The 15,116-nt window shown below is 72.4% G+C and carries 15 protein-coding genes; 3 read left to right on the forward strand and 12 right to left on the reverse strand.

Annotation, left to right across the window (positions count from 1 at the left end):
• Position 1 precedes the first annotated feature (1 nt).
• Entirely contained in the window at positions 2 to 988 is a 987-nt protein-coding gene (locus ACH0A8_RS07035; protein ID WP_406906872.1) for a DUF817 domain-containing protein, read from the reverse strand.
• A gap of 113 nt (positions 989 to 1,101) precedes the next feature.
• Between ACH0A8_RS07035 and ACH0A8_RS07040 the strand changes: the two genes are divergently transcribed.
• On the forward strand, positions 1,102 to 2,115 hold the full coding sequence (locus ACH0A8_RS07040) for a glycerophosphodiester phosphodiesterase family protein (RefSeq protein WP_066656908.1): 1,014 nt from the start codon (positions 1,102 to 1,104) through the stop codon (positions 2,113 to 2,115).
• On the opposite strand, the gene ACH0A8_RS07045 is transcribed toward ACH0A8_RS07040, so the two are convergent.
• The gene (locus ACH0A8_RS07045) at positions 2,089 to 2,622 is read right to left on the reverse strand and encodes a hypothetical protein (RefSeq protein WP_066656906.1); all 534 of its coding nucleotides are present in this window, start codon (positions 2,620 to 2,622) and stop codon (positions 2,089 to 2,091) included. The genes ACH0A8_RS07040 and ACH0A8_RS07045 overlap by 27 nt on opposite strands.
• A gap of 119 nt (positions 2,623 to 2,741) precedes the next feature.
• Between ACH0A8_RS07045 and ACH0A8_RS07050 the strand changes: the two genes are divergently transcribed.
• Positions 2,742 to 5,207: an ATP-dependent helicase gene (locus tag ACH0A8_RS07050; protein WP_066656896.1), complete on the forward strand. Its 2,466-nt coding sequence runs from the start codon at positions 2,742 to 2,744 to the stop codon at positions 5,205 to 5,207.
• Between the two features lie 58 nt (positions 5,208 to 5,265).
• On the opposite strand, the gene ACH0A8_RS07055 is transcribed toward ACH0A8_RS07050, so the two are convergent.
• The 10 genes from ACH0A8_RS07055 to ACH0A8_RS07100 form a co-directional block, all read right to left on the reverse strand.
• Positions 5,266 to 5,538, reverse strand: coding sequence for a hypothetical protein (locus ACH0A8_RS07055; RefSeq protein ID WP_251160922.1), 273 nt, complete (start codon positions 5,536 to 5,538; stop codon positions 5,266 to 5,268).
• Positions 5,539 to 5,702: 164 nt separating this feature from the next.
• The gene (locus ACH0A8_RS07060; protein ID WP_251160923.1) at positions 5,703 to 6,194 is read right to left on the reverse strand and encodes a GNAT family N-acetyltransferase; all 492 of its coding nucleotides are present in this window, start codon (positions 6,192 to 6,194) and stop codon (positions 5,703 to 5,705) included.
• Between the two features lie 229 nt (positions 6,195 to 6,423).
• Entirely contained in the window at positions 6,424 to 7,059 is a 636-nt protein-coding gene (locus ACH0A8_RS07065; RefSeq protein WP_406906873.1) for a pyridoxal 5'-phosphate synthase, read from the reverse strand.
• 18 nt (positions 7,060 to 7,077) lie between these two features.
• Positions 7,078 to 7,731: a hypothetical protein gene (locus tag ACH0A8_RS07070; RefSeq protein ID WP_406906874.1), complete on the reverse strand. Its 654-nt coding sequence runs from the start codon at positions 7,729 to 7,731 to the stop codon at positions 7,078 to 7,080.
• Entirely contained in the window at positions 7,728 to 9,281 is a 1,554-nt protein-coding gene (locus ACH0A8_RS07075) for a nicotinate phosphoribosyltransferase (RefSeq protein WP_271826380.1), read from the reverse strand. The genes ACH0A8_RS07070 and ACH0A8_RS07075 overlap by 4 nt, the downstream gene beginning before the upstream one ends.
• Positions 9,278 to 10,108: a hypothetical protein gene (locus ACH0A8_RS07080; RefSeq protein WP_066656877.1), complete on the reverse strand. Its 831-nt coding sequence runs from the start codon at positions 10,106 to 10,108 to the stop codon at positions 9,278 to 9,280. The genes ACH0A8_RS07075 and ACH0A8_RS07080 overlap by 4 nt, the downstream gene beginning before the upstream one ends.
• Positions 10,109 to 10,157: 49 nt before the next feature.
• Positions 10,158 to 11,039 (reverse strand): oxygenase MpaB family protein, encoded by an 882-nt coding sequence (locus tag ACH0A8_RS07085; protein WP_271826381.1) that lies wholly within the window; start codon positions 11,037 to 11,039, stop codon positions 10,158 to 10,160.
• Positions 11,036 to 11,398: a hypothetical protein gene (locus ACH0A8_RS07090; protein ID WP_209685331.1), complete on the reverse strand. Its 363-nt coding sequence runs from the start codon at positions 11,396 to 11,398 to the stop codon at positions 11,036 to 11,038. Before ACH0A8_RS07090 ends, ACH0A8_RS07085 begins: the two co-directional genes overlap by 4 nt.
• A 50-nt stretch (positions 11,399 to 11,448) precedes the next feature.
• On the reverse strand, positions 11,449 to 11,742 hold the full coding sequence (locus tag ACH0A8_RS07095; protein ID WP_066656863.1) for a hypothetical protein: 294 nt from the start codon (positions 11,740 to 11,742) through the stop codon (positions 11,449 to 11,451).
• A gap of 270 nt (positions 11,743 to 12,012) precedes the next feature.
• Entirely contained in the window at positions 12,013 to 13,644 is a 1,632-nt protein-coding gene (locus tag ACH0A8_RS07100; RefSeq protein WP_251155222.1) for a RecQ family ATP-dependent DNA helicase, read from the reverse strand.
• A gap of 296 nt (positions 13,645 to 13,940) precedes the next feature.
• On the opposite strand from ACH0A8_RS07100, the gene sucC reads away from it, so the two are divergent.
• Positions 13,941 to 15,110, forward strand: coding sequence for an ADP-forming succinate--CoA ligase subunit beta (gene sucC, locus ACH0A8_RS07105; RefSeq protein WP_066656857.1), 1,170 nt, complete (start codon positions 13,941 to 13,943; stop codon positions 15,108 to 15,110).
• Positions 15,111 to 15,116: the final 6 nt, after the last annotated feature.

Raw genomic sequence — 15,116 nt, forward strand, 5'->3', positions numbered from 1 at the left:
CCTACGGTCGCGGTCTGCGTGGCTGCCCCGAGCTCGTCGTGAGCTGGCCGACCGCCGGACGGGCGCCTGCGGGGCGGCGTCGGGCCGCGCCTCCCGGCCGGTCGGTGCCCGCACGCCGTCGGTCGGCGACCGCCGGAGCCGACCGGACCTGCGGGTACAGCCACGAGACCAGCGCGACCGAGACGACCATGAGCAGCAGCCAGGCGACGACCTTCGTCGGCGCGACCGGCTGCCACGCTCCCGCCTGCGCCGGGTAGGACCAGGCGCCGGCCCAGGTCGCGACGTTCTCGGCCAGCCAGATGAACAGCGCGACGAGGGCCATCGCGAGCAGGACCGGCATCCGCAGCGTCGCGCGGTGCACGCGGACGTGCATCGTGGTGCGTGCGAACAGGGCCACGACCAGGGCGAGCAGCACGTACCGCGCGTCCCACACGAAGTGGTGCCCGAAGAAGTTCGCGTAGATGCCCGCCGCGACGAGCACGAGCGACCACTGCCGCGGGTACCGGTCGAAGCGCAGGTCGAACAGCCGCACGACCCGGACCATGTACGACCCGACCGCGCCGTACATGAACCCGGAGAAGAGCGGCACGCCCGCCACCACGAGCCAGCCGTCGCCCGCGTACTCCCACGAGCCGACGTGGGTCTTGAAGACCTCCATCACCGTGCCGACCACGTGGAAGACCATCACCACCCGGAGCTCCCGGACCGTCTCGAGGCCGAACACGAGCATCGCGACCTGGATCGCCGCCGCGGACATCGTGAGGACGTCGTTCCGGGCCCCGGGCGGCACGGTCAGGTGCACCACGACCATCGTCGCGAGGAGCAGCACCCCGAACGTGCACGCCCACGCCTGCTTCGCGCCGAACACCAGGAACTCGGTCAGGGCGAGACGGCCCGGGCGGTGCGGCTGGTGCCCGGCGTCGAGCAGGCGGCGGGCCGCGCGGTCGATGCGGGCCTCGACGGCGGTGGAGAGGTGTCGGACGGTCACGGAGCGACCCTCCGCGGGCGGCCTGGGAACGAGGGGCGACGGCTGAACGGATGTGTCCACAGGCACACCGTGAGGACACCTGCGGGCAGGGTCGAGCGGCTACGGTTCGGCGCATGACCCGTGTGATCGCCCACCGTGGTGCCTCCGGCCACCGACCGGAGCACTCCCGGAGTGCCTACGAACTGGCCGTCGGCCTCGGTGCCGACGCGATCGAGCCGGACCTCGTGCCGACGAAGGACGGCGTGCTCGTGCTGCGGCACGAGAACGAGGTGTCCGGCACGACGGACGTCGCCGACCACCCCGAGTTCGCACACCTGCGCACGACGAAGACCGTCGACGGCCAGAGCGTGACGGGCTGGTTCACCGAGGACTTCACGTGGGACGAGCTGCGGACGCTCCGGGTCCGGGAGCGCCTTCCCCAGCTGCGTCCGGCGTCCGCCGCGCACGACGGGGAGGACGGCGTCCTGCGGCTCGAGGACCTGCTCGGCATCCTCGACGCGGCGCCCCGACCGGTCGGGCTCGTCGCCGAGGTCAAGCACGCGCACTTCTTCGAGCAGGCCGGCTTCCCGATGGCGCAGCTGCTCGACGACACGCTCGGGGACGCCGGGTGGCGCGGCGACGACCGGCTGACGATCGAGTCGTTCGAGAAGACGGTGCTCCGTCAGCTCGGCGCACGGGGGACGGGTGGTCGGCTCGTGTACCTCCAGGAGGCCCGTGGCAGTGCCGCGGACGAGGTCGCCGCCCACGGATCGGCGGCTCCCTCGTGGGCGTCGGAGCGCACGGACGCCGCGCTGGCCGGGTTCGCCGCGGAGTTCCACGGCATCAGCGTCGACGTGAAGACCCTGATGGCGGGGGTCGACAGCGTCGCCGTCGACGACCCGCGCCCGGTCCGGAGCGTCATCGTCGAGCGCGCGCACGCTGCGGGGCTCGCCGTCTACACGTGGACGCTCCGGCCGGAGAACCGGTTCCTGCCGGCGCCACTGCGGCGCGGGGGCGACGTGGCAGCGCACGGCGACTGGGAGCGGTGGTTCACCTCGGTCGTGCGGACCGGGGTGGACGGGGTGTTCGCGGACCACCCGGACCTGGCGGTGCGGGCGCGGTCACTCGTCGACAGCGCCACCGACTGATCCGTCAGCTCCCCGCGTCCACACGCCGCGGAGTCGTCGTCGCCGCACCGCCGCGGTCGCGCGGGCGGTCCGCCAGGTGGCGATCGCAGCAGCGGCCGCAGCCGAGACCGAGATGAGCAGGCGGAAGGCCGGGAGGGGTGCCCACGCGTGCGACCAGTACGTCTCGAGCACCCAGACGCAGAGCGCCGCCAGGCCGCCGGCGAGCAGTGCGTGCGCGACGACGTGCACGCCGCGGCGGGCGGAGATCCGGGCGAGCGCCCACCCGAGTGCGTACGTGCAGGGGAGCGCCACGGCCCCGCCCCCGATCGTCACGAGCCCCGCGACGACGGCGAGGAGGACGATCGTGAGGGCGAGAGCGGGCGGGCCCTCGGGGCTCCCGATGCCGCCGTCGGCGAGGAAGGACCAGCCGGCCCCGACCGTGATCGTCACCGGCGTCGTGAAGAACGACATCCAGACCCAGCTCCGCTCGACGAGCTCGACGGCGTCACCTGCGGTCCACGTCCTCATGCCCGACAGCCTGTCCGCCGTCGGACCCGATCCCGGTCCTGGTGCGTCGCAGTGTGTCCCGCGGCCCACGGACCGCAGCCGCTGCGCCTGTCGGAGGGCGCGCCTAGACTGACCCGGTCATGACGATCGTGCTCGACCCCTTCGACCAGTCCCCCGAGCCGGGCGCGGGCAACCGCCCCGGCGGGTACGACGACCCCTTCACGGCGGGTCTCAACCCCCAGCAGAAGGAAGCCGTCGAGTACCGCGGCGAGTCCCTGCTCATCGTGGCCGGTGCCGGATCGGGCAAGACGAGCGTGCTCACCCGCCGCATCGCCCTGCTGCTGGCGAACCGCGAGGCCTGGCCGTCGCAGATCCTCGCCATCACGTTCACGAACAAGGCCGCCGCCGAGATGCGCGAGCGCGTGCAGGCCCTGGTCGGGCAGGCCGCCGAGGGCATGTGGATCTCGACGTTCCACTCGGCGTGCGTGCGGATCCTCCGGCGCGAGGCCGAGCGCTTCGGGTTCCCGCAGTCGTTCACGATCTACGACTCCGCGGACTCCCGTGCACTCCTCAAGCGGATCATCAAGGAGCTCGAGGCGGACTCCCTCGGGCTGACCGTCGGCGCCGCGGCGTCGAAGATCTCGAAGCTCAAGAACGAGCTGCAGGACGTCGACACCTACGCCCGGAACATCAACGTGAACGACCCGCAGGAGGTCATGTTCACGGAGGTGTTCCGGCGCTACACGAACGAGCTCCGTCGGGCGAACGCCTTCGACTTCGACGACCTGATCGGGCAGACCGTCTTCCTGTTCCGCGCGTTCCCCGAGGTCGCCGCGCTCTACCAGCGCCGCTTCCGGTTCGTCCTGGTCGACGAGTACCAGGACACCAACCACGCGCAGTACGCCCTGATCCGCGAGCTCACCCGCCCGGTGCCCGTCGAGCAGGTCGACAAGCTCGAGGACACCGGACAGCACGTCGCCCGGATGCGCGAGGCCGACGGGTCGATCGCCCCGGCATCGCTCACCGTCGTCGGTGACTCGGACCAGTCGATCTACGCCTTCCGCGGCGCGGACATCCGGAACATCGTCGAGTTCGAGCGGGACTTCCCGAACTCGAAGGTGATCCTGCTCGAGCAGAACTACCGGTCGACGCAGACGATCCTCGACGCTGCGAACGCCGTCATCGCGAACAACTTCGACCGCCAGGCGAAGAACCTGTTCACCGACGTCGGGGCCGGCGACAAGATCGTCGGCTTCACCGGGTACACCGGCCACGACGAAGCGCAGTTCGTCGCCGACGAGATCCAGCGCCTGCACGACGAGGGCACGTCGTACCGGGACATGGCCGTGTTCTACCGGACCAACTCGCAGACGCGTGCGCTCGAGGAGATCTTCATCCGCTCGGCGATCCCGTACCGGGTGCTCGGCGGCACGAAGTTCTACGAGCGTGCCGAGATCAAGGACGCCATGGCGTACCTGATCACCGTCGCCAACCCGGCTGATCCGCTGTCGCTCCGGCGCATCCTCAACGTGCCCAAGCGCGGCATCGGTGCCGTGACGGAGACGGCACTGCAGCGCTACGCCGACGAGCACGAGACCTCGATGCGCGACGCCCTGCGGCACGCCGACGAGCTCGGGTTCGGGCCGAAGGTGCGGACCGCGATCACGTCGTTCGCAGCGCTGCTCGACGACGTCGCTTCGCGCGCCGCGACCCAGCCGGTGGTCGACACGCTCACGCAGCTGCTCGACGGCTCCGGGCTGCTCGAGAACCTGCGGAAGTCGCCCGACGCGCAGGACGCGGCGCGTGCGGACAACATCGACGAGCTCGTGGCGGTGACGCGGGAGTTCCAGAAGAACAACCCCGAGGGCACCCTGTCCGACTTCCTGACCGAGGTCTCCCTGGTCGCAGCGGCCGACGAGCTCGACGACTCGTCCGGCACCGTGTCGCTCATGACGCTGCACACGGCGAAGGGCCTGGAGTACGACGCGGTGTTCCTCACCGGCGTCGAGGAGGACCTGCTGCCGCACCGGATGTCCGCGAACGAGCCGGGCGGCCCCGCCGAGGAACGCCGGCTCTTCTACGTCGGCATCACCCGAGCGAAGAAGTCGCTCTTCCTGTCGCTGGCGATGACCCGCGCGCAGTTCGGCGACGTCAACGTGGCGATGCCGTCCCGCTTCCTGCAGGAGATCCCCGAGGGACTGATCGAGTGGAAGCAGTCGCCCGGCATGGCGAACAGCCGTGGGGGGACCGAACCGCGCGCGCTGAACGCCCGTCGCGGTGGCGGTCCGGGTGGCTTCGGCGGTGCCGGCGGGGGCGGCGGTGGCTACCGCGGCGGTGGCGGCTTCGGCGGCGGTTCCTACGACCGTGCGGCCGCGGCGGCGAAGACCCGTCCGAAGACCGAGTGGGCGAACCGGGTGTCCGGGCAGGTCCGGGACAACGGTGACATGGAACTCGTCGCCGGAGACCGCATCAAGCACGTCGACTTCGGCGAGGGCACGGTGTCCGCGGTGACCGGGCAGGGCGCGAAGCGCATCGCCGAGATCGCCTTCGACGCCGCGGGTCGCAAGAAGTTGCTCATCAAGATCGCGCCGATCGAGAAGCTCTGACGGCAGCGGGCGCGGTGGTGCCGGTCGACCCGGGCGGGTCGACCGGCACCCGGTCAGCTCAGCGATCCACGGGGGACCACTTCCCGTCCATCTCCGAGCGCTCCTCGTCGGTCATGGGTCGGACGTCCTCCGTGCCGTCGGCGTTGCGCGAGACCGCGATGCCGCCCGCTCCGGGGTCCTGTGCGGCGGCAGCCGGGGCGCTCGTCGTGCTCGCAGCGGGGTCGGTCGGTGTCGCGGGCGCGGCGTTCGCGACGGACGTCCCGCCGACGAGGGCTGCGCCCAGCGCGCAGGTGGCGACGGCGGTGGCGAGCAGGTGCTTCGAGGTGGTCATGGTTCCTCCTGGGATCGGGGAGCGGCGGCTGGTCCGGCGCTCCTGAGTCCAGGGAACAGCATGTGATGTTCCAGATTTCGCACTCGCAGGTGATCTCTGGACGATGACCACCCGGCGCTCAGCCCGCGTGCTGATCGAGCCGCGCCGCGGTCGAGGGCGGGAGGTCAGCGCACCATCCGGACCGCATCGAGCCCGTGCGGGCCGATCGGTTCGTGCTTGACGGTGCCGTCCCGCTCGAAGCCGTTCCGGCGGTAGAAGGCCTCGGCGCGCGCGTTGCCGTCGGCGACCCAGAGGAACGCGGGCGCGGTGCCGATCGCGGCGTCGAGCAACGCCTGTCCGACGCCCGCTCCGTGCTGCGCGGCGAGGACGTCGATGCCCTCGAGCTCGCGGTCCCGCGGGGCCTCGCCGCGACCGGGCCCCGCGGACGCCCAGCCGACGATCGCGTCGCCGACGGTGGCGACGAGCACGTCGACACCGGGCTCGGCGATGATCCCGCGCCATCGTGCCGCGCGGGCATCGACGTCGAGGGCCGCGAGGAACTCCGCCGGCAGGAGGTGGGCGTAGGCCTCGCGCCACGCCTGCACGTGCACGGCGGCGATCGCGTCGGCGTCTCGCACGTCGGCCGGTCGGACGGTGAGCGCGTGCGTGGTCCCCATCCGACGACGGTACCGCTGGCCCTGCCGTCGGCGTCGAGCCACGTTCCCGACGTCGAACCAGCACCGGCGGCTGGTTCGATGTCGGAGTCCTGGTTCGACGTGCCGCTGCACAACGCGGAGCACGTCGCGCCGTGGGGTTCCGTGGCGCGAGGTGCTCACGGTTGTGCGGGGCGCCGCCGGCCCCGCCGCGCCAGCCGCGCCCGCGGCCGACCGCGCCGACCTCGCAGCGCTACGGCTGCAGCCGCGCCACGTCCCAGCCGTCACCGGCGCGGACGTACTGCAGCCGCCGGTGCATCCGGTCGCGGCTGCCCTGCCAGAACTCCACCACGTCGGGCTCGAGCCGCCACGCCACCCAGCCCTCCGGGCGCGGCACGTCGTCGTCGCTCTCGTCGAGCAGCACGTTCGCGTCGTCGATCAGGTCCTGCAGCGTGCGCGGTTCGAGCACGTCCGACTGGTCGGCGATCGCGGTGGCGGCGCGTGACTTCGGCGAGCGGTCGGCGAACAGCGCGTCGGACTCCTCGTCGGACAGCTGCACGGCCCGGCCCTCGAAGCGCAGCTGCTGCATGCTCTCGCGCCAGTACACCTGCAGCGCCGCGTGCGGGTTGTCCGCCAGCTGCCGTCCCTTCGGGCTCAGCGTCGAGGTGCCGAACACCAGCCCGCGGTCGTCGAGCCGCTTCACGTCGACGGTGCGGGCGGACACCCGCCCGTCGGTGCCGGCGGTCGCGAGGGTCATCGACATCGGCTCGGACACCTCGCGCTCCGCGGCGCCGTCGAGCCAGGCTCGGGCGGCGTCGAACGGGGACGCGGGAGGCGCGTCGAACTCGGGCAGGTGCAGGGAGTCGTCACCGGAGAGCGAACTGGACATGCCCCCACCCAACCGTGCTCAGTCGGTCCACGTCCAGGTCGCCGGGGGACGACCGCCCCGGCCGGTGGACGTCGGGGAGGCATCGGTCCGGACGAGCGCGGGGTTCGTCCGGAGTGCACGGTTGAGGTTGCCGGCATCCGGGGCGGTCCCGTGGAGCGCCGCGTGGAGTACTGCCGCCGCACTCGTCGGGAAGACGTCACCGAGCAGGGCGCGTGTCATCGGGACGTCCCGCCAGAGCCGGGTGCGCACCTGGTCGAGGGCGGCCCGCACGATCGTGTCGTGGTCGAACGGGAGGCCCGGATCGCCCCCGTCGGTCGACCTCCACACCACGGGCCCGCCGTCCACCGCCGGTGCCACGACCGCCGCGAACGCGATGCTGATCGCGGTCTCCCGCGGGTCGCGGGACGGGCCGTCGAACGCACCGACCTGTGCGAGGTGCCGCACCGCCCCGGTGCCGATGGCGGCCTTGGTGCGCAGGGCGCGCCGTGCACCGTCGGCGAGGCGTTCCGCAGCGTCCAGGAGCACGCCGGGCAGCGCCTCCCGGCCGGCGTACGGGTCGTACGCCCGGCGCGCGGTGGCGACCCGCAGACCCTCCGTCACCGTGAACGACACCGGGACGACGTCGATCGCGATGAGCGGCTGGTCGCGGGTCGCCGTGTGGGCGTCGGTCACACCGACGCCCAGCGGGCCGCGCGGGCGGCGCGTTCGGTGCGGAGCGTCTCGCGCACGTCGGCGAACGACTGGTGCACCCGGAAGCGGCCGTCGACCCAGACGGGCTGGAGCAGGCTGGTCGCCTCGTCCTCGGCGGTGGCCTCGTCGGTCTGGCGGATCTCGCCGGTGTCGTCGCGGTGCAGGGCGATGCGGCCCTTCGCGCTCTTCTTGCCGCTGCCGGTCTTCGGGTCCTTCTGGATGTCGACCGGCTGCCCGTCGACGAGGGCCCACGTGGCCTTCACGGCGCTGCCGAGGTTGTCGCGCGTCATGTACTGGTACGTGTACGACCCGATGCCGAGCACGACGTTGTCGCTCGCGTAGCCCTTCGCGGCGAGGCGCTCGTAGATGCGACGGGCACGGTCGAGCGTGATGCTGTCGCCGTAGATGACGCCGATGTGCTGGTCGAGCACCTTGAAGCCCCGCTCGTTGACGGTGTGCCCGAACAGCTCGTCGAGGAGCTCGACGACGCCCTTCTCCTCGTGGCTGCGCGACGGGTCGGTCAGCGCTGCCTGGTCGACGCCGTGCACGGTGCCGGTGACGATGTCGACCGGGTCGCCGGAGTCCGGGCGGATGACGAGCTTGCCGTCGCGGGCCGTGATGCGGTCCTCGAGCTGCGGGAGCGTCTCGGTGATCACCTTGAACAGGTCGAAGCCGTCGCTCACCGCCGAGACGATGCCGGTCGGGTACACGTCGAGGATCTGCGCGAACGTCTCGAGCTCGCCGTCGGCGCCGCGGACGCACATCACGCTGTGCTCGGTGGCGGGGACGCTGGCCGCCACCCAGCCGTTGTCGCCCGGGTAGTAGCGGTCGATGAAGTCGAGCGACGGCATCGAGTCGGTGCCGAGGAACGACAGCAGGTGTCCGGCACCGCCCGCGGCGGCGGACTCGATGCTCGTCTGCCCGCGGAACGAGAAGTCGTGGGCGGCGAAGTCGATGCTCGCCGGGTCGGCGCCGGTGCGCTCGGCCCACTCCTCCATGAGGTCCCGGTACTCGAGCGCCTTCGTCGCGACGGTCGAGGGGTGCCAGATCGACGCCGACAGGGCGGTCTCGATGTAGTTCGGCAGCCAGAAGAAGTCGTCGAGGGTGTTCTCGACCGTCAGCGTCGCGACGCCGATCGGGGCGAGGGTGCCCTCGGGGAGCGCCCGGATCTCGAGCGGGAGGTACCCGAGGCGGTGCAGGGCGCGGACGTGGTCGACACCGATGTGGTTCGGGCCGAAGTAGCCCTGCAGTGCCTGCTCGAACAACCGCGCGACCTCGTCCTCGTCGGCGGCGAAGAACGGCGCCCACGCCTCGACCAGGTACCGCTGCACGAACGCCTGCAGCCCGAAGACCACCGCGTGGGTCGACTCGGGCATGTGCGCGTTCGAGCGGTTCGTCCAGTTGATCAGGATCCGGGTCGTGCCCTCGGGGTAGACCTGCCGGTGCGAGTGCTTGTACCCGTCGACCGCCAGCAGCGGGGCGATCGGACTCGCGGTGGTGGTGCGGGGCTCGAGGCCCGTCGTGGTCGTCATCGGATCTCCTTCGTGAGGTACGGGCTGAGCGGGACGGTGCGGAGGCCCGGGACGTCCTGCTGTGCGGGGTAGCTGTCGGTGGTGACGATCTCGCCGAAGTGCTCGGCGAGCTGCGGGGCCCGTCCGGAGAAGACGCCGTGCGAGACCCAGAGGCCCAGGCGCTCCGCCGGCAGGCCGGTCGAGCCGGCGAGGCCCGCGAAGGTGCCGCCGCCGTCGCAGATGTCGTCGACGACGAGCAGCCGACCGGTCTCGGGGAGCGGCTCGCACGAGAACCCGTCGAGCTTGCCGGTGTCCGGGTTGCGGTGCTTCTCGGCGCGGAACAGGGGGAGACCGGCTGCCTCGGCGACGAGCGCCGCCCGGGCGACCGCGCCCTTGTCCGGGGCGATGATGCCGCTGTAGTCGGACCCGGCGAGGACGGCGTCGTGCACGACCCGCTCGCTCGGCACCACGGTGAGGCGCTCGACCAGCCCGACGATCACGGGCGAGTGGGGGTCGAAGGCGATCACCTGGTCGATGGCGAAGCCGTTCAGGACGTCCGCGTAGACCTTCGCGCCGAAGGGGAGTCCGCGGTCCTGCCGCGCTCCGGGCAGGTACGGGACGAGCGCCACCGAGCGTGCCCCGCGCTGTCGGACCGCGTCCGCCCACATGCCGAGCATGACCAGGTCGTCGCCGCCGGTGCCGCGCAGGGTCGCGATCTCGGTGGTCGCCCCCGCGTCGGCGTCGTCCCGGACCTTGACGTGTGCCTCGCCCGCGGGGAACCGCATCGTGGAGAACGTCGGTGTCGTCGGTGTGCCCTGGGCGTCCCAGGTGCTGAGTTCGACTGCCATGCTCCGACCGTACCACCGTTCTTGTCGACATGACAAGAACTTGTCGGGATCAGTGGGCGTACCGCGCGGCGATCCGGTGCATGGCCCGCAGCAGCAGCGGCCCCGGGAGTCGGAGCGCCCACCCCGGCACGAGGCTCCGCACGCACCGGACGAGCGCGACGGTCCGCCGGAAGCGCCGCTGCTCGCGCGGCCCCCACGCGAAGCCGTACGCGGTCCGCAGGGCGTCCGGCAGCATGCCGACGGTGACGATGCGGACGAGCGGCATCGCGGTGCGGACCCACAGCGGTGCGAAGCGGGGGTGCAGGAGGTCGCGCACGATCCCGCGCGCGTCGTCGGTGACGTGCAGGGAGGGCAGGGTCGCACCCCAGTACACGTCGAAGGAGGCCACCGAGGCGAACCAACCGTCGGCGGGCACGCGCAGGGACGTCGCGATCGGGGCGTAGGCCGCCAGGACACGCTCGGCGTCGTCGGGCGACAGGGGGTCGCCGAACAGCTCGTGTGCCCGTCGTGCGGAGTCGAACAGGGTCGCCGCCACCCACCGCTGCCGGTCGACGTCGTCGGCGCCCTCGACCGGTCGGTGCGCCCGGTCGACGAACGCGGTCGCCACGGCAGCGTCGGTCTCGGTCCCGATCACGACGGCGTACACGAACATCAGGGTGTGGGCCAGCCGCTGCTGCGGTCGGCGGGCGAAGTCGGAGTGCCGTCGGACCCCGGCTGCGACGACCGGGTCCGCGATCTGCAGCAGGATGGCGCGGCCACCGGCCGCGACGGGTGTGCTGTCCGCCAGCCACCGACGCAGGTCGCGGTCGGCGACGTGACCGTGTGCCGGACGGGAGGCCCGTGGTCCGCCCGTCGCACCGCGTCCGTCCGCCGTTCGGTCGCCGTGGCCGGCGGGGCGGGGGTGGGACGAGCCTCCCGGCCGTCGCGTCACGGGCGTGTCCCGGATCGCCGTGCCCGCCGCAGCGCTGCGGTGTCGAGGAACAGGGCTGCGGCCAGGGCCACTGCGCCGCCGATCAGTGCGCCGACCAGCCACGCGACGCTCACGAGTGTGCCGCCCGCAGCCGCCAGCAGTGTCACGACCAGCCAGATGGCCGGCAGGGGCCACCGGTGCGCCGTCGCGCCGGTGACCAGGGCGAGCACGACACCCGCGACGAGCAGCGGAAGCCAGGCGACCCCGCCGCTCCGGGCACCCGAGTGCGCCGCCGCGGCGACGAGCAGCAGGGACGCCAGCGAGAGGAGCCGGGCCAGCGCGGGCGTCGCACGGACACGGTCGCGGACGCCACGGAGCACGGCCCGATCGTACTGGGCCGTGCTCCGTGGGGGTCGTGCGGGTGTCGTGCTCAGAGCGGCTTCGTGCCGAGGTCGCCGCCGAGGTCCGGACGCTCGGTGTCGTCGTCGTGCTCCCACAGGTCGGGCGAGCCCTCGCGCGGAGCGCCACCGGTGGGGCCGTCGTCGGTTCCGTCGCCCGGCTGGGGCTCGACGGTCTCGCCGGCGACGGCGTCGTTCGTGACGGTCTCGAGGGACTCCTCGGACTCGTCGACCTCGTACGGACCCACGTGCTCGCGGTCCAGGTCGTCGGTGCGGCGCTCCTGGGCGTCGAAGTCGTCGACGGGGCTGATGCCGGGGTCGCTCATGGTGCAGTCCTTCCGTGGGAGGGTCGGGCTCCGGAGCGGGTCGCCGGGGCCGTCGGGCCTTCCTGTGTACGCCGTCCGCCTGACCGGTCGTCCGGTCTGTGGTCGTCCGGTCTGCGCACCCCTCGTCCGGTTTCGCGTCCCGTTCACCTCGGCGTCACCTGCGGTCCATGATCGCGGGTCACACTCGCCGTGCTCGGGGGAGTGGAGCGCGGTCGCCGACGGGTGGTCGAGCGACCGCGCCTTCCCCACCCCGGCTCCGACGCCGGCGCGTCAGACGCGTTCGAGCAGGTGCCGTTCCTCGACGTCGGCCAGCCCGAGGGTCTTGTAGCCGACGGACTCGAAGAACACCGTCAACCGGTCGTCCTCCGTGCTCATCACCGTCCCTCGACCCCACTGCGCGTGCTCGACGGGCGACTCCGGGGGCCAGGCGTCGTCGTTCGCACCGTCGGCACCGTGGGCGTCCGCGTCCTGGGCGGTCCCGGCCGTGCACGTGTCGCAGTTGCCGCACGGCTCGGCGAGCTCGTCACCGAAGTACCCGAGCAGGAACTGCCGGCGGCAGCCCGAGGTCTCGGCGAACCGGCGCATCATCGCGATGCGCGACTCCTCGATCTCCTCGCGCTCCTTCGCCTGCGCCTTCGCCAGCCCCGCTGCCGCCTCGGCGTCGCGGGGGCCGTCCGGTCGACGGGTGAGACCGTCCTCACCGTCGTCGAGCGCGCCCGCGTCGACGAGAGCGTTGGCGGCGCGGCCCGCGGTGCGAGCGGCGAGCCCGGAGCGTTCGGCGAGCTCGGAACGGGCCACCGAGCCCTCGGCGGGGACGGCGTCGAACACGGCACGGAGGGTGGCCGGGCGCGGCGACCCGGACGCGAAGAAGCGTCGGAGGCCGAGGTCCTCGGCGCGGTAGTGCATCGTGGCGAGGCCGACGTCGCCGTCGCGGCCGGCACGGCCCACCTCCTGGTAGTAGGCGTCGACCGACTCGGGGACGTCGGCGTGCACGACGAAGCGCACGTCCGGCTTGTCGATCCCCATGCCGAACGCGCTGGTGGCGACGACGACGTCGAGCTCGCCGTCGAGGAACTCGTGGTGGACCCGCTCGCGGTCCCGCACGCGGAGGCCCGCGTGGTACGCCTTCGCCCGGCGACCGCTCTCCACGAGTTCGTCCGCGTACACCAGGGTCTCGGCGCGGGTGGCGACGTAGACGATGCCGACCCCCTCGAGTCCGACGACCTGCTCCACGACCGCCTCGCGCTTCGACTCGTCGTCGGCGTGCCGGGCGACCTCGAAGCGCAGGTTCGGCCGGTCGAAGCCGGTGGCGACGACCAGCGGGTCCCGCATGCCGAGCCGCTCGACGATCTCGGCGCGGACGGGCGTCGACCCGGTCGCGGTCATCGCGAGCACCGGCGGGCGCCCGAGGCGCTCCACGACCTCGCCGAGCACCAGGTAGTCCGGGCGGAAGTCGTGCCCCCAGCTCGACACGCAGTGCGCCTCGTCGACGGTGACGAGCGCGACGCCGGCGTCCCGCAGCCGCTCGACGACCTCGTCCTTCGCCAGTTGCTCGGGGGCCAGGAACACGTACCGGGCCTCGCCGGACGCCACGGCGTCCCACGCGTCCTCGAGCTGCCGGCTGCCCCTGGTGGCGTTGATCGTGACGGCTCGGGGCGCGTCCGGGTGGTCCTCGATGCCGACGACCTGGTCCTCCTGCAGGGCCACGAGGGGCGAGACGACGACGACCGGGCCGTCCAGGGCGAGCGCGGCGACCTGGTAGATCGCGGACTTCCCCGAGCCGGTGGGCATGAGCGCCAGGGCGTCGCGACCGTCGAGGACGGCGTCGACGACCTGTTCCTGCTCGGGGTGGAGGTCCCAGCCGAAGACGTCGGCGGCGCGGGTACGGAGTTCCTTCTGCACCCGTCGACCGTGCCCCGTGCCGCCTGGCCGGCCACCCGGTGACTGCGTCCCCCGGCCACCCGGGGCCGCGAGGGACGAGACGGGGGTGGAGCGTGCCTCCCGGCCGGCGTTCCGCGGTGCCGACGCATCCCGCGGCCGAGCGGGCGCGACCGGTGTCCGGACGGACGTGCTCTCCGTCCATGTGGCGGCGCTAGGGTGGTCGCGGCCGTTGTCTCGACATCGAGCGACCCTCGACGTTGAGTGCGCGACCCGATGACCGATGCCGATCGCACGAACCGTGCGGGAAGAAGAACAGCGTGGATCTTTTCGAGTACCAGGCCAGGGACCTCTTCGAGTCCTACGGCGTCCCTGTGCTGCAGGGCATCACCGCCGACACCCCGGAAGAGGCGAGGGCGGCCGCCGAGCGGATCGGCGGCGTGGTCGTCGTCAAGGCGCAGGTGAAGGTCGGCGGTCGCGGCAAGGCCGGCGGCGTCAAGGTCGCGAAGACCCCGGACGAGGCGTACGAGCACGCGGAGGCGATCCTCGGCCTCGACATCAAGGGCCACACCGTGCAGCGCGTGATGGTCGCCCAGGGTGCCGACATCGCCGAGGAGTTCTACTTCTCGGTGCTGCTCGACCGGGCGAACCGCTCGTACCTGTCGCTCGTCAGCGTCGAGGGCGGCATGGAGATCGAGCAGCTCGCGGTCGAGAAGCCCGAGGCGCTCGCGCGCGTCGAGGTGAACCCGCTCACGGGCATCAACAAGGAAGCCGCGCTCGACATCGCGCGCCAGGCGAACTTCCCGTCCGAGCTCCAGGACCAGGTCGCGGACGTCTTCGTGAAGCTCTACGACGTGTTCGCCGGCGAGGACGCCACCCTCGTCGAGGTGAACCCGCTGGTCCGCACCGGCGACGGGCAGATCCTCGCCCTCGACGGCAAGGTGTCGCTCGACGACAACGCTGACTTCCGCCACGAGGGTCACGCGCAGCTCGAGGACACCGCGAGCGAGGACCCGCTCGAGGCCAAGGCGAAGCAGCACGGCCTGAACTACGTGAAGCTCGACGGCGAGGTCGGCGTCATCGGCAACGGCGCAGGGCTCGTCATGTCGACGCTCGACGTCGTCGCGTACGCCGGTGAGCGCCACGGTGGCGTGAAGCCCGCGAACTTCCTCGACATCGGCGGTGGCGCCTCGGCCGAGGTCATGGCGAACGGCCTCGACGTCATCCTCGGCGACCCGCAGGTGAAGAGCGTGTTCGTGAACGTCTTCGGTGGCATCACCGCCTGCGACGCCGTGGCGAACGGCATCGTCGCCGCACTCGGCATCCTCGGCGACTCGGCGACCAAGCCGCTCGTCGTGCGCCTGGACGGCAACAACGTGGACGAGGGTCGCCGGATCCTGGCGGAGGCGGCGCACCCGCTCGTCACCGTCGCCGAGACCATGGACGATGCGGCCGAGCAGGCCGCCGAGCTCGCCGCGGCCGCGGCGTAAGGAGCA

Origin of the sequence: Curtobacterium sp. 179-B 9B NHS, assembly GCF_045370965.1 — a bacterium.
Taxonomy (GTDB): Bacteria; Actinomycetota; Actinomycetes; order Actinomycetales; family Microbacteriaceae; genus Curtobacterium.